16 protein-coding genes and 2 pseudogenes are annotated in these 19,891 nt (G+C 54.3%); 7 read left to right on the plus strand and 11 right to left on the minus strand.

What is annotated here, in order from left to right; genetic code table 11:
- The first annotated feature begins 508 nt into the window (after positions 1-508).
- Positions 509-7,120, plus strand: a complete 6,612-nt coding sequence (locus ACR0MP_RS21595; protein ID WP_480893908.1) for a BspA family leucine-rich repeat surface protein — start codon at positions 509-511, stop codon at positions 7,118-7,120.
- Positions 7,121-7,179: 59 nt separating this feature from the next.
- Here ACR0MP_RS21595 and ACR0MP_RS21600 read toward each other — a convergent pair.
- The 6 genes and pseudogenes from ACR0MP_RS21600 to ACR0MP_RS21625 all read right to left on the minus strand — a co-directional run.
- A pseudogene (locus tag ACR0MP_RS21600) lies at positions 7,180-7,335 on the minus strand (IS3 family transposase); the annotation flags it as partial.
- Positions 7,336-8,152: 817 nt separating this feature from the next.
- Complete coding sequence (locus ACR0MP_RS21605; protein ID WP_480888044.1) at positions 8,153-8,689, minus strand: hypothetical protein; 537 nt, start codon at positions 8,687-8,689, stop codon at positions 8,153-8,155.
- Positions 8,686-9,102: a type II toxin-antitoxin system VapC family toxin gene (locus tag ACR0MP_RS21610; protein ID WP_480888043.1), complete on the minus strand. Its 417-nt coding sequence runs from the start codon at positions 9,100-9,102 to the stop codon at positions 8,686-8,688. Before ACR0MP_RS21610 ends, ACR0MP_RS21605 begins: the two co-directional genes overlap by 4 nt.
- Positions 9,102-9,347 carry a type II toxin-antitoxin system VapB family antitoxin gene (locus ACR0MP_RS21615; protein ID WP_480888041.1) on the minus strand — a complete coding sequence of 82 codons (246 nt, stop codon included), beginning with the start codon at positions 9,345-9,347 and terminating at the stop codon, positions 9,102-9,104. Before ACR0MP_RS21615 ends, ACR0MP_RS21610 begins: the two co-directional genes overlap by 1 nt.
- Positions 9,348-9,413: 66 nt before the next feature.
- A complete protein-coding gene (locus ACR0MP_RS21620; protein ID WP_480888047.1) occupies positions 9,414-9,929 on the minus strand; it encodes a hypothetical protein in 516 nt (171 codons plus the stop codon).
- A gap of 14 nt (positions 9,930-9,943) precedes the next feature.
- A pseudogene (locus tag ACR0MP_RS21625) lies at positions 9,944-10,030 on the minus strand (IS6 family transposase); the annotation flags it as partial.
- Positions 10,031-10,468: 438 nt separating this feature from the next.
- On the opposite strand from ACR0MP_RS21625, the gene ACR0MP_RS21630 reads away from it, so the two are divergent.
- A complete protein-coding gene (locus ACR0MP_RS21630; protein WP_480888039.1) occupies positions 10,469-11,665 on the plus strand; it encodes a Hint domain-containing protein in 1,197 nt (398 codons plus the stop codon).
- 94 nt (positions 11,666-11,759) lie between these two features.
- Positions 11,760-12,440 carry an IS6 family transposase gene (locus ACR0MP_RS21635; RefSeq protein ID WP_480888037.1) on the plus strand — a complete coding sequence of 227 codons (681 nt, stop codon included), beginning with the start codon at positions 11,760-11,762 and terminating at the stop codon, positions 12,438-12,440.
- 414 nt (positions 12,441-12,854) lie between these two features.
- Here ACR0MP_RS21635 and ACR0MP_RS21640 read toward each other — a convergent pair whose 3' ends face one another.
- Together ACR0MP_RS21640 and ACR0MP_RS21645 are read right to left on the minus strand one after the other, a co-directional pair.
- The gene (locus ACR0MP_RS21640; RefSeq protein ID WP_480888036.1) at positions 12,855-13,565 is read right to left on the minus strand and encodes a DUF1194 domain-containing protein; all 711 of its coding nucleotides are present in this window, start codon (positions 13,563-13,565) and stop codon (positions 12,855-12,857) included.
- Between the two features lie 238 nt (positions 13,566-13,803).
- The gene (locus tag ACR0MP_RS21645) at positions 13,804-14,268 is read right to left on the minus strand and encodes a hypothetical protein (protein WP_480888034.1); all 465 of its coding nucleotides are present in this window, start codon (positions 14,266-14,268) and stop codon (positions 13,804-13,806) included.
- Between the two features lie 769 nt (positions 14,269-15,037).
- Between ACR0MP_RS21645 and ACR0MP_RS21650 the strand changes: the two genes are divergently transcribed.
- On the plus strand, positions 15,038-15,391 hold the full coding sequence (locus tag ACR0MP_RS21650; RefSeq protein WP_170717111.1) for a hypothetical protein: 354 nt from the start codon (positions 15,038-15,040) through the stop codon (positions 15,389-15,391).
- Positions 15,392-15,508: 117 nt separating this feature from the next.
- Positions 15,509-15,967 carry a thermonuclease family protein gene (locus ACR0MP_RS21655; protein ID WP_480888032.1) on the plus strand — a complete coding sequence of 153 codons (459 nt, stop codon included), beginning with the start codon at positions 15,509-15,511 and terminating at the stop codon, positions 15,965-15,967.
- Between the two features lie 526 nt (positions 15,968-16,493).
- Here ACR0MP_RS21655 and ACR0MP_RS21660 read toward each other — a convergent pair.
- The 3 genes from ACR0MP_RS21660 to ACR0MP_RS21670 all read right to left on the minus strand — a co-directional run bounded on the left by ACR0MP_RS21660 (position 16,494) and on the right by ACR0MP_RS21670 (position 18,928).
- Positions 16,494-17,465, minus strand: a complete 972-nt coding sequence (locus tag ACR0MP_RS21660; protein ID WP_480888031.1) for a ParB/RepB/Spo0J family partition protein — start codon at positions 17,463-17,465, stop codon at positions 16,494-16,496.
- A gap of 253 nt (positions 17,466-17,718) precedes the next feature.
- Positions 17,719-18,123, minus strand: a complete 405-nt coding sequence (locus tag ACR0MP_RS21665; RefSeq protein WP_480888029.1) for a DUF3768 domain-containing protein — start codon at positions 18,121-18,123, stop codon at positions 17,719-17,721.
- A gap of 526 nt (positions 18,124-18,649) precedes the next feature.
- On the minus strand, positions 18,650-18,928 hold the full coding sequence (locus ACR0MP_RS21670) for a WGR domain-containing protein (RefSeq protein ID WP_480888026.1): 279 nt from the start codon (positions 18,926-18,928) through the stop codon (positions 18,650-18,652).
- A gap of 332 nt (positions 18,929-19,260) precedes the next feature.
- On the opposite strand from ACR0MP_RS21670, the gene groES reads away from it, so the two are divergent.
- Positions 19,261-19,572 carry a co-chaperone GroES gene (gene groES, locus ACR0MP_RS21675; RefSeq protein ID WP_480468804.1) on the plus strand — a complete coding sequence of 104 codons (312 nt, stop codon included), beginning with the start codon at positions 19,261-19,263 and terminating at the stop codon, positions 19,570-19,572.
- 51 nt (positions 19,573-19,623) lie between these two features.
- A partial coding sequence (locus tag ACR0MP_RS21680) for a TCP-1/cpn60 chaperonin family protein (RefSeq protein WP_480888024.1) occupies positions 19,624-19,891 on the plus strand: 268 nt, incomplete at its 3' end.

Genomic DNA, 19,891 nt, shown 5'->3' on the forward strand with positions numbered 1-19,891 from the left:
GATTGAAGGGAACGCATGAGGGGATCAGAAAGGAGGATGACTGATCCCCTAACGTTATCGGCGCATTAGAGAGGGGGTCTATCCACGCACCAGTGTTCTAGGCTTGGTTGTATCAAGCGATCACACGTTTCCAATTGGGGGATTCCCGTAATCTAGGTTTTTTGTGATCGATGAGGTCTTCGCTTCCCTGTCCTTCTGCCATCAAGAGCTTTAGCTCTTCACAGCAATTCACAAGCGAGACGGAAATTCGCGAGAGCTGCCCCGTCTCCAATTGCGGGCAGGCAGGGCCTGCCAGCGGCTGTATGATGCGCGACCGATCAGGGGCCCCGCTCAAGCGTGAGCGTCCGATGAACCCGACCTAACTGTGCCGTGCTGTGTGCGATAGACACACGTCCAACAAAACTGAGACGACACGCCATGGCCGCGACCACGCTATTCAGTACGGTTGTGCTGTCGAAGCCCGTGTTTCTGGGTCTTCGGCTGAATTTGACCCAAAACTGGATTTCACATGAGCAATACCGCCCCTTTAATAGCCTCCCCAGCCGATCTTGGCGCGATCACTGAGAACGAAACGCGGATCATCACCGCTGCAGAGCTGCTGGCTTCTGTAACGGATGCCGACAACGATCCATTAACAATTACCTCTGTCTCAGTGGACCCGGCGGTGGGGACAATCACCGACAATGAGGATGACACCTGGACCTTCACTCCAGTTGCCAATCTGACCGGTCAGGATCTTGCGCTGTATTTCACTGTGAGTGACGGGACGACCAGCGTCTTGGGCAGCGCCGAGGTCGACATTGCTGATGTGAATGCGGCACCAGTCATGCGCCCGGGCGGGTCAAATTTGTACCGCTTTGTCGGGGCGGATCGCATCGACCGGGCGGGTGTTTCCGTGTCCTCGGCAGGCGATGTGGATAATGATGGGCTGGATGATCTGCTCATCGGGGCGTATCAGGCCAGTGGCATCGGCAATGCCTCAAATGGGGCCGGCGAGACTTACCTGATCAGCGGCGCCGATCTGGCCGGAATGGACGCCGCTGATGGCACCACAGATGGGGTCATTGATCTGGTCAATGTCGCGGGCCAGGCCAAGTCCTATCGCTTTGTTGGCGCAGATTCCGGGGACAATGCGGGAAATAAGGTGTCGTCTGCAGGCGACGTGGATGGCGATGGTCTGGGTGACTTGCTCATCGGGGCTTATGACGCCGATGGCACCGGCAATGCCACAGACAATGCCGGTGAGGCTTACCTGATCAGCGGCGCTGATCTGGCCGGACTGGATGCCGCTGATGGCACCACAGATGGGATCATTGATCTGGGTAACGTCGCAGGCCAGGCAAAATCCTATCGCTTTGTCGGGGTGGATAGCGACGATCAGGCGGGGTATTCCGTATCATCGGCAGGCGATGTGGATAATGATGGGCTGGATGACTTGCTTATCGGAGCTCGTTATGCTGATGGCCTCGGCAATAGCTCGAGTTCGGCGGGTGAGGCTTATCTGATCAGCGGCGCCGATCTGGCGGGACTGGATGCCGCTGATGGCACCACAGATGGGATCATTGATCTGGACAATGTCGCGGGCCAGGCCAAGTCCTACCGCTTTGTTGGCGCAGATTCCGGGGACGATGCGGGATATGCGGTGTCTTCTGGGGGCGACATGGATGGTGATGGATTGGATGACCTGCTCATCGGAGCTCGTTATGCTGATGGCCTCGGCAATGGCTCGAGTTCGGCGGGTGAGGCTTATCTGATAAGCGGCGCCGATCTGGCGGGCATGGATGCCGCTGATGGCGCCACGGATGGGATCATTGATCTGGACAACGTCGCGGGTCAGGCAAAATCCTATCGCTTTGTCGGGGTGGATAGCGACGATCAGGCGGGGCGTTCCATATCGTCTGCAGGAGATTTGGATGGCGATGGATTGGATGACTTGCTCATCGGGGCGTCTCTGGCCGATGGCACTGGCAATGCAAAAGGTGGTTCTGGTGAGGCCTATCTAATCAGCGGCGCTGATCTGGCCGGCATGGACGCCGCTGATGGCACCACAGATGGGGTCATTGATCTGGACAACGTCGCGGGTCAGGCAAAATCCTATCGCTTTGTCGGGGTGGATGACGGGGACCTGTCGGGGCGTTCCGTATCGTCTGCAGGCGATGTGGATGGCGATGGATTGGATGACCTGCTCATCGGGGCTACAGCCGATGGCATCGGCAATGCCTCAAATGGGGCCGGCGAGACTTACCTGATCAGCGGCGCTGATCTGGCCGGCATGGATGCAGCTGATGGCACCACAGATGGGATCATTGATCTGGACAATGTCGCGGGCCAGGCCAAGTCCTATCGCTTTGTTGGCGCAGGTTCCGGGGACGCAAGGTACGGTGGCATTGGAAGTCATTCGGTGTCCTCCGCGGGCGACGTGGATGGCGATGGTCTGGATGACTTGCTCATCGGGGCTACTGGTGCCAGCGGCATCAACAATGGCTTACGCTGGGCCGGCGAGACTTACCTGATCAGCGGGGCAGACCTGACCGTCATTGATGCGGCTGACGGCGTGACAGATGGCATCATTGATCTGGGGATTGCGAACTCAATCTTTCAACAAGTTTTTGAAAATGCCCCCGGCGCTGCGATCGCAACGTTGAATGCCATGGATCCCGACGGCGACGCGATCAGCTTCACGGTTGATGATGATCGCTTTGAGGTTGTCAACGGAACGTTGAAGCTGAAGGATGGTGAGGCACTGGATCATGTGACAGATCAACTGGTCTCGGTCACAGTGACGGCGAGTGATGACGCAACCAATGCGTTGTCTTCGAGTGTCAGGTTTACCATTGTTGTGAATGAAGATGACGCGGCTCCGATCGTTGTTTCACCGCAGTCCTTCGGCTATGATGAAAACCAAAACGCGGGTGCCATTCTGGCGAGTGTTGCGGCCACCGACAATAACGCAGTTGCCAATTTTGCGATTACTGCTGGCAATGATGCTGGATGGTTTGCAATTGATAACCTTGGTCAGATCACGCTCACAGATGCCGGTGTGGCTGCTGCTGCCAATGATTTTGAGACCGGTGCCAACAGTTTCGCCCTGAAGGTGACGGCCAGTGACGCAGCGGGCAATGTGAGCAACGAAGCCACTGTCAATCTTTCAGTCATAGATGTGCCCAAGGCGCCCGAAGGCCTCGCCCTGGACAACAGCTCGGTGGACGAGAGCGTGGCGGGGGCTGTAATCGGGGTCCTGAGTGCAACCGATCAGGACGGGGACAGCATCACCTACACCGCGAGTGACAGCCGCTTCGAGGTCGTGGGCTCCGTGCTTAAGCTGAAGAACGGTGTGAGCCTCGACCATGAGGATTCGGCGCTGACCAATGGCACGCTGGATGTCACCGTGACCGCCACGGACGACAGTGGAGAACAGCTGTCTTCGAGCGAGACCTTCACCATCACCGTCAGAGACGTGAACGAAGCACCGACCGTCACGTTAGAGAACGTGCTGACCGAGCTTGCGGAGGATGCTGACACTTCATCCCCGATCAAGGTGGCCGATATTGAGGTGGCCGATGATGCGCTCGGCACCAATACGTTGACCCTGTCTGGCACTGATGCCGGTCTGTTTGAGATTGTTGAGACGATTGACGGCACCGAGCTTCACCTGGTTACCGGTGCGGCTCTGGACTTTGAAACGCGGCCCGCGCTTAACGTCATGGTGTCAGTCAATGACCCCACGCTCGCCCCAGGCCCCAACGACAGCGCGGGCCTGACGATTGACGTCACAGATGTGCCCGAGGCGCCTTCTAACATCACGCTCAGTCCTACCGATATCGACGAGAATGAATCTGGCGCTGTCGGGACGCTGCACGCAATCGATTCCGATGGCGACGCAATTTCGTTTGAGATTGTGGACCCGACTACGGGAGAAGTCTTGGCACCTGCGGAAACGGTATTCGAGCTTCAGCCCGGTAATCTTGCCACTTTGTTTTTGAAGGCTCCTCTCAACTATGAGGACTACCCAAGCGGCACCATTGATGTGACGGTCCGCGCCACCGACGATAGTGCTGGTCAGTTCTCGACCACGCAGACTTTCACGATCGCGATCAACGATCTGCCAGAGGCGCCTGTTGGGATCGGCCTTCCCAGCGATGTGGCCATCCTGATGGAAACCGAAGGCGCTGTGGATCTGTCCGGTCTGGTGGTCAGCGAAGAAGAAGGTGACATTGTAACGCTGTCTCTGAGTTGGGACACCGCAGCCGGTGACCTGGTTGCGAGTTCTTTTCCTAATGTAATAGTCAGCAGCCAACCGGGTCTGGTGGAAGTCACGGGGACAGTCAGTGCCTTGAACACTTTCCTCGCCAAGAGCGACGTCGTTGAGTTCACACCCGCAGTGGGAGTCGTCGGCGATAACGCGACAGGCATTGCCGTCGCTCTGTCTGATGCCGAGCTCACAGTGGACTTAGGAACAGTCAATGTCGATGTCATTGACACCAGGGCGCCGAACATCACGGCTCCGACAGGTCCCTTCGTCTACGATGCAGGCCGGAACGACGAGGCGGTCTTGGCGAAGGTTGATGCCAGCGACAATGTAGCGGTGACCGGTTTCCAGTTGACGGGCGCGGTCCCGGGCGGCGCGACGCCCTGGTTTGAGATCAACGCCGATGGCGAGGTGACGCTTACAGCTGCAGGTCAGGTCTCGGTGGCCAACGATTTTGCGCCAGGGGATGGAGACACAGACTATACCTTGGGCGTCACGGCAACGGATGCGGCAGGCAATGTAAGCGCGTCTCAGAACATCACACTTACCTTAACCGGCGGCACGCAGAGTGCTCCTCAAGATAATTTAGAGGGCTTCTTCCAGTGGGGCTTTAACCTAGACACCTTTGACCTCTCCACGTGGAACACGCGCAGCGTCACCAACATGCAAGACATGTTCTACGAAGCCCGATCCTTCAACCAGGACATCGGGGATTGGGATACGGGCAACGTCACTGACATGAGGACGATGTTCAGTTTAGCGACGTCTTTCAACCAGGACATCGGGGATTGGGATACCGGTAATGTCACCGACATGGCTGGGATGTTCAGGTATGCCATCTCCTTCAACCAGGATATTGGGGGGTGGGATACCGGCCATGTCCAGGACATGATGTTCATGTTCGACAAAGCCGGGTCGTTCAACCAGGACATCGGGGATTGGGATACGAGCAACGTCACTGACATGGGGGGAATGTTCCGGGATGCGCACGATTTCAACCAGGACATCGGAGATTGGGATATCTCTTCGCTTGCTCCCCATTCTTGGTCTGGCAGCGCCGCTGAAATGCTCGATGGCTCTGGCCTGAGTACGGAGAACTTTGACAAGCTCTTGCTCGGTTGGTCGACTGACAGTTCGGGCATTGCCGGCGATGGCATCGACGATATCCCAACCGAAATCAAACTTGGAGCGAGCGGCCTCCATTACCTCGATCGGGCGTCTTACGATGTTCTGGTCAACCAATATGGCTGGACCATCAAGGGCGCAAAGTTTGGCGATCGGCCTGAATTCAATGAGACGGAGCTGGCAGTAGACTACTACGATAGTCGCATCGCCTCAGATGTGATTGCGACGGTCGTCGCCACGGATGCTCGGAACGGTATCGCAAGCTATGAGATCACCGACGGTGATCCCGGCGCCCCGGATGACCCATGGTTTGAGATCAATGCGGCTGGTGAGATCACGTTGACGAGTGCCGGTCGTCGTAGCGCGGCCAATGACATTGAGACAGGCGAAAACACCTTTACGTTGAAGGTGACGGCGACTGACAAGGTGGGTGCCTTGAGCGCCCCGGCGTCTGTAACTCTCACGTTGGCGGATGCTCATCAAGCCTCCTATGACGAGAACCGGACTGAGACCGATGTGCTGACGACTGTTGCAGTCACAGACAATGCGGGCGTGGCAGACTATCTGATTACCTCAGGCAATGAGGACGGCTGGTTTGAGATCAACGCGAACGGAGAGATCACCTTGACCGCGACAGGTGTGGCTTCCGCGGCCAACGACTTTGATATGGGTGCAAACACGTTCACACTCTCCGTTGCCGCAATCGATGCAGCGGGCAGTGAAATTACCGATATCGACGTGGCTCTCAGGTTGGGGAATATCAGCGAAGTCGCTGTTCCGACCACCAAACTCAACAGGTACTTCATGGATGGAACTGACCCGAACGGGGTGTCTGTTACCGATCCAAGCTATGACATGCTCTACGATTGGGACACGAGCAGTGTGACGACAATCCGTAGTTTGTTCAATGGAGCCTCCGAGGCAGAAAGCGACCTCTCCAGCTGGGATACAGGCAACGTCGTCGCCATGAACATCGCGTTCCGAGATGCGACGAGTTTCAATAGCGACATCTCAGATTGGGACACAAGTAACGTTCAATTCATGGGGCAAATGTTTTGGAACGCGACTGCTTTCGATCAGGACCTCGGAGGGTGGGATATCTCGTCTTTGACGAATGCCGTCTATATGCTGGGAAGATCAGGCATGAGCTCGGACAATCTTGACAGCTTGCTCGCAGGATGGAGCACTCTGGATGCAGATGCAGGAGAGATGGCAATCAACTCGAATGTCAGTTTCGGCATCCAGCGTCTGAGCTACACAGATTTGACATCCCTAGATGTTCTCGAGACGGACTATGGCTGGGTAATTGAAGGCGGGACACTGTCCAGAAAGGTGACGGGCGGAACCTCAGCGGGCGAGACCCTTGGCGACGCAACATCGCAAATCGATCAGATCATTCACTCACTTGCAGGCGACGATGTGCTTACCGGTGGTTCTGGCGACGATTTCCTCAATGGTGGTTCTGACGATGATCAACTCACTGGTGGTGCGGGTGCAGACATCTTCCGCTTCCAAGACGGTGCATTCGGCTTCGGCTCAGACAACATAACTGACTTTTCTCAGCAAGATGGCGATCTGATCGACCTGGCATACGCGACTGAGATCCGCGACTTCGATGATCTTGTGACAAACCATCTGACACAAGTCGGTCCGGATGCCATTATTGATGACGGGTTAGGTAACACTATCACGCTCGATGGGATCATGGCTCAATCCCTGACAGCTGACGATTTTCTTTTCGTTTGATCGCAGAAGAAAGGAGCGCTCCAATTCAGCGCTCCCCGCCATCTCCGAGACACCAAGCGGATGCATTCGCGACGGCATAGCTCCGCGATACTGTCCTCGCCGCGCAGCCCATCCAGCACGATCCGGATCTTCTCTTCGCTGGAATACTGCTTGCGTGTGGCGCGCTTGATGTCTTTGACGATCTTCTGGACTGGGCCCTTCGTTGTCTTTCTCATCTTCCACTCCTCGGTGGTTACGATGAGCAACAAACACTCTCTTAGCAAACAGCCCTATTTGGACCGTGCCCGTCCGGTGAACCTGACCTATTGATGCGCGGCAGAGCGTGTTACGCTGCTTGGGCAGCGTAACGCCAAGGGAGGAGCTCGTCGAGGCGTGTGATCTTGTGAGCCTCCTCATCTGAACTGGTCCACCGTTATGTTTAGGAAACGAAAAACGGTGGATGCTCGCCAACACTTGCAGGACAACTCTCCTCATTCTCGTACTCATGAGCATCCACGATTTATTGAGGGCTTTCGACCTTCCCTGAGTCCGAAGCCTCCAGTTCGAGAGGTTCATAGGCATCGAGCTGATCGCTGCCCGAGTAATCGGAGAACCCCACGAATGCCTCGCGCTGGTTTGCAGGCGGGTGATTGTCGAATTCATCAACCCGGCGATCCTCCTCCGGGATTGTGTCCTCGAAACTGGCTCGGATGAGACAAGTTTCACCGCACTTGACCGCAGGGAATATGGGTCAGTCTGGTTCCGGTCTGGCGGCGGACCAGAGCCCGGCTGCGAGCCTAAGGCTCGGGGTTTGCCCGCATTTCAATGACTAAGACGCCGGCGCTAATCGCATGAGTCAGCCAAAAAGGTATCATTATCTTGTGACTGCCCGCCCCTGGGCCGGTCTCCGTCGGACCAGGGGCGGGCACAACTGCTAACACACTGGCCCTGAAACCACATCCCGCGTCCAGACAAGAAAAAACCCGCCGAAGCGGGCCAGTTGTTCTCACCACGAGAAAAGTTATCAGATGAGGCACGAATTGATCACCAACGTTACCGCGCCTTGCTGATGACGCCGTTCGCCCGGATTGCTGCAATTCCTTCGTTTGTTCGGCGTGACATCTCAACCCCGTCGCCGCTCATGTGAGCTTCGGCGTACTCACTCCATTTGAAGATGCTGCCATCTGCTTCCACATGGGTTTCGTCCGCTGCTGAACGGCGTTTCACCGATCCATCATGACGGACGGTGATCATGGTCCCGTCTGCCATCCGAATAGTGGCGGAATCATCATCGACCGCAACGCCCTGCCACCACATTTCAGCATCCCGACGCACGACGATCCGGTTCGGGTGCAGCTTTACCTGAGCGTCCTTCGTGTCGTTCGGGTTCACCGCCTTCACCACGACAATCGCCTCCTGCTCACTCGGATCAGGGTTGATCGTCGCGCTGCCATTCTTGGGGGGCCAGAACTTTGGCTGCGCGCGGTCCTGCCCGCTCTGGTCCTTACGAAACCCGATATACATCTGCGCGGATTTCCAAACCCGGCGCGTGGTTTTCTTGATCTTTGCGGGCGTGCGTTGCGTGGTCATGCTAAATCCGTTCTGGCAAAGTCGTCGCCTTTGTAGATGATGCGCATATTGTAGGCCTTGGCACAGGCGTAAGCGAAACAGTCTCCGAGGTTCAAATCTGCCTCGTGACCGACGAATTTTCCGTAGGTCCGTGCCGCGAGAATAGCTCGCTGACCAATCGCTCGCGTGATGTCGATGTTTCGCGCCTTGAGGTCATCGCAAAATTCATTGACCAGCGTCTCTGCGGCCTCGCTTTGTTCGAAGTCTGGCCGTGTCTTACCAGAGCGTGCCCGGGCAACGGCAACCGTCGCCTCAAACCGCGCCATTTCAGAGACAAAGAACCCGCGTTTGTGGTCTTCGATACGCTTGAGGATTTCTTCGTATCCGTCTTCGCCATTGAGGATTGCAACGATTGCAGAGGCATCGATGAACATCAGCTATCACCCCAGATTTCGTCGGAGAACTTCTTCATGTCGAAGTTTGGATCGACCTTGCCAATCTTGTCAGCCTTCGCCTGTAGCTCGTGAACGCGCTCGATGAGCGGTTTCTTTTTCTCAACAGCGTCAAGCTGCGCTTGCAATGCAGCGCGAACGGCCTCAGTTTTGTTTTGTGCTCCGGTGATTTTGGTCACCTTATCGGCCAGAGCGTTCACATCTTCGTCGCGAATATAGAGCGGCATTTGCATATCCTCTTGCTGCCTATATGTATATCCGATCAGGGATATTCAAGCAATTCATAACGATATTCAGGGCGATTTTTCCCCGCTTTTCATCGCGTTCCAATTGCCACCAGTCGGGATGTCATCAGCCTGTCGCCTGAGAACCGCTGCGCGGTTGTTCAGCGCCACAATGACGGCGGTGGTCGGATGGTCGCCACGGTGGCCGCGCTGAGGACGCTGCAATCCGGTATCGGCCCCGATTTCTACCTCGATGTCGGCCATGAACTTCTCATCCTGCATCGTGAAGGCACGGGACAGAAACGCTGTCATCTGACCATTGCGCAACTTCTTGACCAACTCCCGATAGGCTTTGAACGCATTCACTTTGCCTTTCTTGGCCAGCTTCGACACAGCGTTATAGTCTTTTTCAGACTGGCCGTCGTGCTCACCACCCAGACGCGGATCAAGGCAATACTGATCGTCAAACTCAGGGCAGTTCCGCTCGGTTGCGTTGTAGCCAAGGCCAAAGATGCCGCTGTAGTGGCCCGATGCCGGGGACATCGCGAATGCAAACAGGCTTTGCAGGTATTCAGGCTTTGCCAACAGCGCCGTTTGGACTGCCGCCAGACCCAGACCGCATAGGTGATGATCTCACGCGGAAAACGAAAGCCTTTCATTCGCGGCATTGTGGGCGGTATCTTCATGCGTGAACCGTAACCTGTTCACAACGCACAGACAACTTGGCAATGCCCCACGGTGAGAAGGTCGTATAGGACATTCGCCGAGCGACCCGCAAACAGTATTCCGCAGAAGAGAAGATCAGGATCGTGCTGGACCGCCTGCAAGGCGAGGAGAGCATTGCTGGGGTTGGACATTATCAAGATGAGGCTCCGCACAAACAAAAATGAGACTCGGGGCCATGGACTGATCAGGGCTCGCCGTGAGAGATGCAGGTGATCTGGTAACCCGTTGGGCTGTTGCTTTTTGCGAACGGGTTCTAGCAAACGCAGTCAGCATTGACGCTGTATTCGTCCTGCGAATGGCTCTTCGGCGGCGCGGTTGAAGCAAAACTACAGTCGCGAAAGGACGCTGGCAGGCGAGAGCCTCTTGGGACTTAGAAGTATCAAAAAGACAGGAAAACCATGGCAGAACATTCATTCACCGTCTTTGGGCTTTTTGATCTTGGAATTATTGATGGACTTGGTAGTGGTCAAGTGGTCCTCGAGATCGGGCTTCAGACTGGGGCTAGTACAATAAATGGAAGTTTCCTAACGGGTTTCAATAATGTCGTGGCGCCGCCTTCGACGGCGAGAGAGCAGGTATTGGTTGATGATGATGATGAATTCTTCCAAGATAGAGTTGGAGGTCTCGGGACCACTGATCCCACGGGCCAGGTCCTGTTACGAGACATAATTATCAACGGAAACCTTCTCGCCGGCCCAGAAACAGTTGCTCTTGACAACCTTGGTGAGCCTATCCTCGATGGCGACGGAAATCCTGTTGTTGGAACGATATACAATGTCGGCGAAGGTACTATTTCAGTAACACGTGAGGATGGTACTGTCGAAACAGGCACGTATGCACTCATTTCACAGAGCGCGCTTGTCAATCAATCATTTGCCATTGCGTCTACAATCGAGATTAATCCGGGAGACACTATTTCCTTTAGCGGTATCGACTTTGCAAGTAATGATACCTTGTTCTCAGATCTCTTTATTCCATGCTTCGTGCGCGGGACGTTGATCGAGACAACTAGCGGCGAGCATGCCATCGAAGATCTAAAAGTAGGTGATCAACTTTTTACGATGGACCAAGGACACCAAGCGATCCGATGGATTGGTTCGCGCAAGGTCGAGCCCACCGATCTACGGCAGTGTCCCAATCTACTTCCAATTCGAATAGAAGCCCATGCAATTGGTCCTGGTTGCCCAAGGCGAGATCTCGTGGTATCTCCGCAGCATCGCATCCTGGTCCGCTCTCCCATTGCAGAGCGCATGTTCAGCGTAGGTGAGGTGTTAGTTCCAGCCAAAAAACTCCTGATCTTACCCGGAGTCTCAATCCTTGATTGTGAAAATGAAGGTGTCGAGTATTTTCACATTATGTTTGACCAACATGAAATCATTTGGTCCGAAGGTGCGGCAACCGAAAGCATGTTGCCTGGTCCTGAAGCTCTCAAGGGATTGTCAAAAGAGGGCAGAGCCGAAATCAAAGCGATCTTCCCTGAAGTATTTGAACCGCGCTTTGATCCTGTTCCGGCCCGCCTCATTCCCGAGAAAGGTCGCTTGATGAAGACACTTGTTCAACGACATTGCAAAAATAATAAACCGATCTTTCAGTGAGGTTGAAGTGGCTCTGTTGCAAAGTTTTGGCTGTTGACGCGCTTGAGTTTAACGTGTGGATAGCTTTCGGTCCCGACTAATTGAAAGCCAGCTCATGATCTCCTTCAAAGGCGCGCAATACCCCAAGGATGTGATCCTTTTTGCTGTGTTCTTCTACGTTCGATACGGCGTGTCGTATCGGGATCTTGAAGAAATCATGTCTGAGCGTGGCGTTGCGGTGGATCACACGACGCTGAACCGTTGGGTGACAAAATACGCTAGTGTAATTGCCGAAGTCGCGCGCAGGCGCAAGGGACCGTGTGATCGCTCCTGGCGAATGGATGAAACATACATAAGGGTGAAAGGTGCGTGGGTCTATCTCTACCGAGCCGTCGATAAACACGGCAAGACGTTAGATTTCATGCTTTCAGGGCGTCGGAACAAACCTGCCGCTACGAAATTCTTCGCTCGAATGCTTGAATGCAATGGCCTTCCAAGAAAGATCGTCAGCGACAAGAACGGTGCGAACACAGCCGGCATCAAAGCCATCAACAAGATGCTGAAGGGCTTTGGATGCCCGATCCCAATCGAAATGGTCAGGCGGAAGTATTTGAATAACATCGTGGAACAGGACCATCGCTTCATCAAGAGACGCACTCGGCCGATGCTAGGGTTCAAGGCCTTTGCTTCAGCGGCGGCTACCCTCGATGGAATCGAAGTGACGCACATGATCCGCAAAGGTCAGCTTACGCCCGGAGTCTGTCCGTTTCGTCAATTTGCGGAATTGGCGGCATAAGCCGAGGGTTCGGGACCGACTCTTCGTTCAGTAAGAAACTTTGCAACAGATCCCAATTTCGCGCGTAATCTAGATTTGATCGTTCTAGATAAGGGCAGGGGAGGCTCTATCGCAAATTCCCTTGAAGGCCGAGGAGATGGTGCAGGCGAGTCTATTACCCTGCCAGTCGAGCAAACTGTTAAAGTGGAAAGAGTCCGGGTGTAAATTGACTTTTGCGGATCATGTTGACCAGTTCGAATCCGCTTCAGCCACTTTGGACAGCATCGAGGTCGCCAACATGATCCGGAAGCAGCAATTCTCTAGCCATACGACTTCCGGTTTTCGGATGTTTGCTGAGATCGCAAGATAAGTGTGCCCGGCAGGTCGCTCGTGCTGGCCGTTACAAAAGTTTGCGACACATCTGGTTCAAACGTACTATTGGAGCCGCAAAGGACGCCTGTGATTGGACGTGTTAGCAGCTGGGGCAGTTCGTGAGACGCGTGGTAGTATTTCCCTTAGCAGCTTCTTTTGCATTGCCTCTTTGAAAGACGAAAGGCTTTCAACGCTCATGACAAAAGCATTGTCGCCGACAATTACTTCTTCGCGGTAGTAAGACTCGAGGTCCGGGTGGTCTGTTAGTATGACGAGGCCGTTGATTGTGATGCCCTTCATTTGAGCGAGTTCGCGCGCATCCTTCGGCAAAAAGCTATTGGGCCCAAACAGGTTTTCAGGTCCATCACCGGATATATCGATCACGCGACGTCCACCTTTTGCTCCGCTGTTGTCAAAATGATCTATTGAGAATTTAAGTGCTCGGCCAATACCGGTACCGCCACTGCCGCGTCTCTCAAGCTGGTCAATGACACTAGCAAACCTATCAGCGGAGGCAATATCAGATTCGACAAACCACGGGGTTGCATATTTTGGCCTCTCAGGACCTGACCAAAGAACAAGGCTTATAGCAATCTGGCCGTGAGTGCCTTGCCGTATAGCCGAAATGATTTCGACATCCCGTAGCGCAGAAGCGATACCATCGCGCTGCAATTCAAAGTCCATCATATCAATACTACCGGAGACATCCACCGCTAGCAAAAGCTGCAAATCTACGAGTGGAGTGTCCTGCTCTCCCGTTTGGGACAGCGTCATCTGGGTCCACAGTAAGAATAGCAAGACTGTCGGCAAAATGACTTTTTGTCGTTTTGGCGATACTGAGGCTAGTGATCTATCGGGCATCAAGAAACATCACTTGCGACGACTGTCTATGTTGATATTTCGAGTCTTTTCTTTCACAAGCACACCTTAGTGCAGAAGTACCTTCGACCATCCAAAAAAAGTTCTATCAACCAGGTTTTTAACCTGTCGAAGGTTTGGATTGCTTTCAATTTTAGCCGAGGTTTTTACCCACTGGTAAAACACCTAAGACTGCTCGAAATAGTGATGCAATCGCGGCTGCGAAGGTCGCACCTACTAATATCCATCCATAGTACCAGAGTTTTCCAGCGAGTACATCCTCAGCATAAGAGGCTGCGAACTGGGTTTGACCGAACTTGGCTGTTGAGAAAGCGGCAATAAACAACAGTGAAAACACGATTAGACAAGAGATTGCGTCAAATGAACGGAGGGCAAATGCAGCCATGATCAAGCCAATCGGTGTGCCGATGAGCAAGGTTTTCTGAGACCACCAAGGGTGAGCGCCAAGTGGCAGCGCTGTGTCAAAAAGCACGATGATAGTCATAACCGCCGCGGAAATAGCTTGGACATTGCCGACGCAAGGGTAGCCACGCAGGACGCGGGCCAGGCGCGTGATCAGACCAACTGAAACTCGCGTTTTCGTCGTACGATCCGACATCCATATCCAAACGCGTTTCGCAAGGCCCTTCGCGTTCCCGAACTTTGTAGCTGTAGTGACGGACGTGCCACACACGTATAGATCGGACTACGTCGAAATCGGTAGATGATAGATTCACGTTTGCCAGAATGGGTTCAGGAAGGGTAGGTGACCCCGCGCCGATAGTTGCCAACGGTGTTTCCCTTGTTCCAAGCGGCGCCCATTTCAAGGCATCGGAGACATCGAGCATTGACCAAGAGTCCCGAGAGTAAATGACATCTACAACTTGCGGGGTCTTGTCATACGTCTCGGGAAATTCAGGAAGGGGGTTGGCACTCAATGATTTGATGGCATCGAGACGCTGCATGGGTGACACGTCGGAAGAACCCGAGTTTGCGCCCATTGGGCATCGCCAGAGCTGAAGCGGCGGTTCAATCGGCAGGGGGGTGATACGCCGGATGAACTCGGCCCGAGCGGCATTGCAATCTGGTGAACTCGGCCACCCTCCTGCAAGGCATAAGAAGATCGCACAGTCGATTGGGTAGGCGTAAGCCGGAGCGGTGCATCCAAGAGCGATAGCAGATGTGAATCCCAGTAGCTTCAGTCGAAACATGGTGTTGTCCTTTCGAGCAACGTGATTTCGTGGATCGTTTGCGCAGATTTCTGCAAAAAGTTAGATCATCATATTTTCTGATTTGCAAATTTAAAATTCTGCAGTATTGAAATTACCAGATCAGAACTTTCGGAGAATTCGAAAGAATGCAAGAAGTCGTCCTATAGGGGGACGACCATGCCACACAGAAAGAACTTTCCATTGATCACCCAAGGTGAAGCACGAGACCTTGATGCATCTGGTAAGGACTATGAGTTTCGGTATGACCTAGTCGAGCTGGGGCAAAATGGACGTCCGCAATACATTTGCATTTACCGCTATGACGGCAAGGACAACGTCCTCATCTCTGAGAGGGCAACGTCCCAAGGGGTTGTTCCCCGAAGGCTGTCATTGTTTCCGGGTCTCTTCAATTTTCACAGCCGCTTCAGGCAGGGCAGCGACATTACTCTGCACAATGATCTCACCATCACGACAGATGGTGTGCGGGGGCAGATCAACCTGGATTTCGACAAGGAAGAAGACGAGGACTAGGGTCGCGCCGCTTTCGGGACGGTCCGAAAGGCGCAGTAAGCAGTTTCCACTAATCGGTGTTTTGCATCAAGTCACGCATCGCTCAGGCATTGCAATTCCAGTGGGAGGGCAAGCCAGGTGAAAAAGCTTCTTTCACTCACGGCAATACTCCTCAGTGCAGCGTTGCTCGCAGATCTGGTCGGGTATCGGAAATCGACATTGAAAGTGTCAGCCGCCGAAGTGATCGTCATAGACGGCGACACCATTGATCACGGCGGTGACAGCTACCGGCTTGTTGGTTTCGATACCCCCGAAACTTACCGACTCCAATGTGACGCCGAAAAAGCTTTGGGTCTGAAAGCCACGAAACGGCTCACGGAACTCATCCAAACGGCTGGATACATCGACCTTGAAATCGAAAACAAAATCGACAGGCATGGCCGCTTCCTGGCGGTCGGCCGTGTGGATGGGTGGGATGTTGGGACGACTCTGATTTCTGAGGGTCTCGCACGCGAATACTGGGGCGGCAAACGCCTGTCTTGGTGCCCGTCAACTGAAAGATTGAAAACAAAAATAATGCAGGAGGAAGAAAACTAGATCGAGCAGTTAACGGCCCTGTCGGTTGCGCCAACAACTGACAGGGCCAGAGACGCCCCAAAGCCATCCGGGGCAATTCTCGCGCATCAAGAGAAAACCGTAACGATGAAGAAAACAGCAAACCTCGATGCTGTTCCTAAAAAGGACAGCACCGCGGCGGAGTCAATCAAAATGACTTCGACCGAGAGACCTCAGCTCTGGCTGGTTATTGAACCGTTCGTGGATCTAATAGCCTGCAGGCTGTCAGACGCCTGCAAGCGTCGCAATCGCGTCCCGCGTAATCCGTTTTATGGTAAATATTCTGACCTATTCCCCGACAACGGTCTCATGCCGTCACACGGCAACCTCCGAGATGACTTCTCTTCGATGCATGTGGTGCTACACCGAAGAGAGAATGTGGCCAAGACCGGTATCAGACGCACCAACCACATTTCCGCAATCTGCAATCCATCAGATGTTACGCACCACAAGCTACTCAATCCAACCTATTCAAACCAATTTAAAACCCTTCCCGATCACGGATTTGTCAGCACGCCTCTGCCTCATAGAGTTCGACAAGTTCGTCATACCGCTCGGCCTGTTCTTTGGTGAACTCCCGGCTCACCATCTCCAGACGGTGCATGCCTTCGATGCCCGAAAACCCATACGGAATGTAGCTGTCTTCATGGGTGTCCACCCAGTCCCAGCCTTCTGCTTCGCGTAGCTTTGCTGCTTCTGCCGCCAGTTTCTCAGCAAACAGATGATCCAGTAGCGCGCCTTGATTGAACAGGGTTTCATCAGCGAAGAGATCAGCGGTGACCGTGCCGCCTGCTTCAACATAAGCCTCCTGCCCCACAAACACGGCCTTGCGGTTGGCGCTGCTGACTGCCTCAGACGTCAGCGCCTGTTTCACATCATGCTCACTGAACCACCGGCACTCCTTGGCCTGTTCCAGCACCTCCAGAATTTTCTCTTCCTCGGTGCTGACGGTCATGGCCTTGGCCAGCCCCATGCTGATCTCACCAGCCTTGAGCGCGTCCAGAACGGCGGCGGGCAAACCTGCCAGTGCGAGGCGACGGCGCACATGCGCCTCGGTCACGCCAAACGCATTGCTGATCTTGGCAACAGACAGGGATTTCTCAGCCATCTTGCCATAGGCGCGGACCTCGTCCACCGGGTCCAGTTCCTCACGCGCGGTGTTTTCCGCATTGGCCCATTGTTCGGCCACAAACGGATTATCCGTGACCTTCACGGGGACCTGAGCCAGATCGGCCCGCTCGGTCACGGCAAGGTTCAGAGCCCGCAGGCGGCGACCACCGGCAACGATGGCGACCTTTCCATCCGTATCACGCAGACCATTGAGGTTCTGGATCAGGCCGCACATGACCAGACTGTCGGCCAAGAGGGCGATGCCTTCTTCGGCGGCCTCCTGCCGTGGGTTCAGATCGGACAGGTAGAGATTGGAGAGCGAGATGGTTTCGATGGCTTCCGGTGCGGTGAATGTTTCGACTTTGCTCATGGGGCAAATCCTTGTTTGAGTGTTTAGCTTCGTGTTAAGGGTGCCCTACCCCTTCCGGGGTAGAGCTGGGCCGCTTAGACGGCTGCGTGTTGTTTCAAGAAGCGGAGCGCGATGTTTGCAGACAGGCCTCCCTTCTTGAGCAATTCCACAGCTTCACGTGTTCGCTGTTCGATGATCTTTGCAGGCATGATTTCACCTCCTTTCCTGCGCTGGTTGCGCATGCAGACCCTGCCCCGTTAGGACAGGGCTGGTCTCAGTATTCGCTGGGGCACATGATGGTCAGGACGCGACGCGTCACTGCGGGATCAAACGGGCGGTCGGACCCGTATTTGTAATCCGCATCGTAAAGATCGATTTTCCAGAACAGCTTTTGGTCGCTGATTGTCACCGTTCCGAATGTGTGATCGCCATAAGGGTCATTGCCTTCGTCAAACTGGTCATCTGACGCCACTGACGCCAAAGCTGCAGTCTGGAACTCCATCCCTTCGCCCGACACGCCCGGCGTGACAAACACCTGCCCCTGAATGCCTTTGGAGTGCATCTCAATCGCCGCAGTCGGATCGATCAGGGCTTTCCGAAACAGATCATTCTGCGCCGCGATCTCTGCCGCCTGAAGGCTCGTGTCATTCTCGATGTCTTTTATTGCTTCACTGTTCAAAACCATCTCTCCTTTGTCATGCGACCTCCGGGGGTGATCCCTTTTTGGTGCTGGTTTTGAGCCGAGCCCTGAAAGGGCGTCGTCTCTAAAACCTGCCCCGTGGCGAACGCGGAGAGGGGCGAGACAGGACAAATCGACAAGAGTGGTGCGGCCCGCAGCGCAACGCGCGAGGACACGGTCTTGTCTATTTGTCTTGTCCGAGGGGGGAGGCCGCGCCTTCCCCCTGACGTCGGGGGGCGTTTGGCTTGACCAAATCCCGCCTGACCAACAAAAGAAGCCAAAGGATCTTCGATCCTGCGGAAGTGCAAATGGGATCGAAACCCGAACGGGCAGATCACAACGGCATGGAGCGACCATGACCCAAAGCCCCCTGCCCCGGCTCGCAAGAGACGGATCAGGGGCTACTGGGACAGGGAGATCATGCTGGGGTGTTCTGGGTGGAAGCCGGCATGCCGGCTGAAACCTAGAGCCCGGTCACGAGCCAAAAGGCTCGGGATTTGCTAAGGAAACAGATTGCCACCCGAAGTCACTCACCGACCGGGACGTAGCCTCGTCGGCGCTTTTGCTTTTCGAGTTTCTGGAGTGCATCAGCAGCCTGGGCTTCGTTGTCATATGTCACCATCATGGCCTGTCCGTTCGTGCCAATTCGTCCCCAGGTACGAAGGACGGACACTTCCCCAAATAATGTCGGCTGCAACTCAATTCCATAGAACCGCGCCATGTTGACGTCCGGGTCCACATGGATCAGGTGGACAGGTGTGGTTGCCGTCAGTTTCATGACGCGATTGTCGGTGAACTCAGCCATCCTGTCCAATGACTTTGCGAGATCAATTGTAAGGTAAGGATTCTTTACCTTTTTGGCACCTGGGAATAGCCCCACCGATCGACAAGAGATTTTACCCTGCTCGACCGCTGATGTGATAACGAGGTTGTTTCGAAATTGATGACCGAATATCGAGACACTTCATCAACGGTAATGCTCTGAAAACAAACACAACAATTCTCTTTTGACTTCGCGTAAAGATTTTTTTCTTTATACCTCTTGAAACGGTGCTGTTTCTTTCCAAAATCCCGCTTGTTAGCACTCTTCAACAGGGAGCGCTAATAGGATGAATCGCCAATTGAGGAGAATTCAGAATGGCCTTCAAACCTCTACATGACCGTGTGCTGGTTCGTCGCGTTGAGAGCGAAGAAAAAACCGCTGGCGGCCTGCTCATTCCAGACAGCGCAAAAGAAAAGCCCAGCGAAGGCGAAGTTGTTGCAATCGGCGAAGGCGCACGCAAGGACAACGGCGAGCTGATCGCAATGGCCGTTTCCGTAGGTGACCGGATCCTGTTCGGCAAATGGTCGGGCACCGAAGTCAACATCGGCGGTGAAGAACTGCTGATCATGAAAGAAAGCGACATCATGGGGATCATCGAGGATTCTGCCGCGGCAAAAGCCGCCTGACGCCTCAGGTTCACCAGGTAACAACAAACAACATACTAAGGAGCAAGTCACATGGCTGCTAAAGACGTCAAGTTTACGACCGATGCCCGCAATCGCATGTTGCGCGGTGTAAATATTTTGGCTGATGCCGTTAAAGTGACGCTGGGCCCCAAAGGCCGCAACGTGGTTCTGGACAAATCCTTCGGCGCGCCGCGCATCACCAAGGATGGCGTAACCGTTGCCAAAGACATCGAACTGGAAGACAAGTTCGAAAACATGGGCGCGCAGATGGTGAAAGAAGTCGCCAGCCGCACCAATGACGAAGCCGGCGACGGCACCA

This window comes from Ruegeria sp. K3 (genome assembly GCF_056531845.1).

Bases quoted from the DNA above. Each gene is read 5' to 3' on its own strand.
- ACR0MP_RS21610 (WP_480888043.1), bottom strand. From the start codon at position 9,102: ATGTTCATCGATGCCTCTGCAATCGTTGCAATCCTCAATGGCGAAGAC.
- ACR0MP_RS21635 (WP_480888037.1), top strand. From the start codon at position 11,760: ATGATCTCCTTCAAAGGCGCGCAATACCCCAAGGATGTGATCCTTTTT.
- ACR0MP_RS21595 (WP_480893908.1), top strand. From the start codon at position 509: ATGAGCAATACCGCCCCTTTAATAGCCTCCCCAGCCGATCTTGGCGCG.
- ACR0MP_RS21630 (WP_480888039.1), top strand. From the start codon at position 10,469: ATGGCAGAACATTCATTCACCGTCTTTGGGCTTTTTGATCTTGGAATT.
- ACR0MP_RS21660 (WP_480888031.1), bottom strand. From the start codon at position 17,465: ATGAGCAAAGTCGAAACATTCACCGCACCGGAAGCCATCGAAACCATC.
- ACR0MP_RS21645 (WP_480888034.1), bottom strand. From the start codon at position 14,268: ATGTCGGATCGTACGACGAAAACGCGAGTTTCAGTTGGTCTGATCACG.
- ACR0MP_RS21615 (WP_480888041.1), bottom strand. From the start codon at position 9,347: ATGCCGCTCTATATTCGCGACGAAGATGTGAACGCTCTGGCCGATAAG.
- ACR0MP_RS21605 (WP_480888044.1), bottom strand. From the start codon at position 8,689: ATGACCACGCAACGCACGCCCGCAAAGATCAAGAAAACCACGCGCCGG.
- ACR0MP_RS21640 (WP_480888036.1), bottom strand. From the start codon at position 13,565: ATGACGCTGTCCCAAACGGGAGAGCAGGACACTCCACTCGTAGATTTG.
- ACR0MP_RS21670 (WP_480888026.1), bottom strand. From the start codon at position 18,928: ATGGCTGAGTTCACCGACAATCGCGTCATGAAACTGACGGCAACCACA.
- ACR0MP_RS21650 (WP_170717111.1), top strand. From the start codon at position 15,038: ATGCCACACAGAAAGAACTTTCCATTGATCACCCAAGGTGAAGCACGA.
- groES (WP_480468804.1), top strand. From the start codon at position 19,261: ATGGCCTTCAAACCTCTACATGACCGTGTGCTGGTTCGTCGCGTTGAG.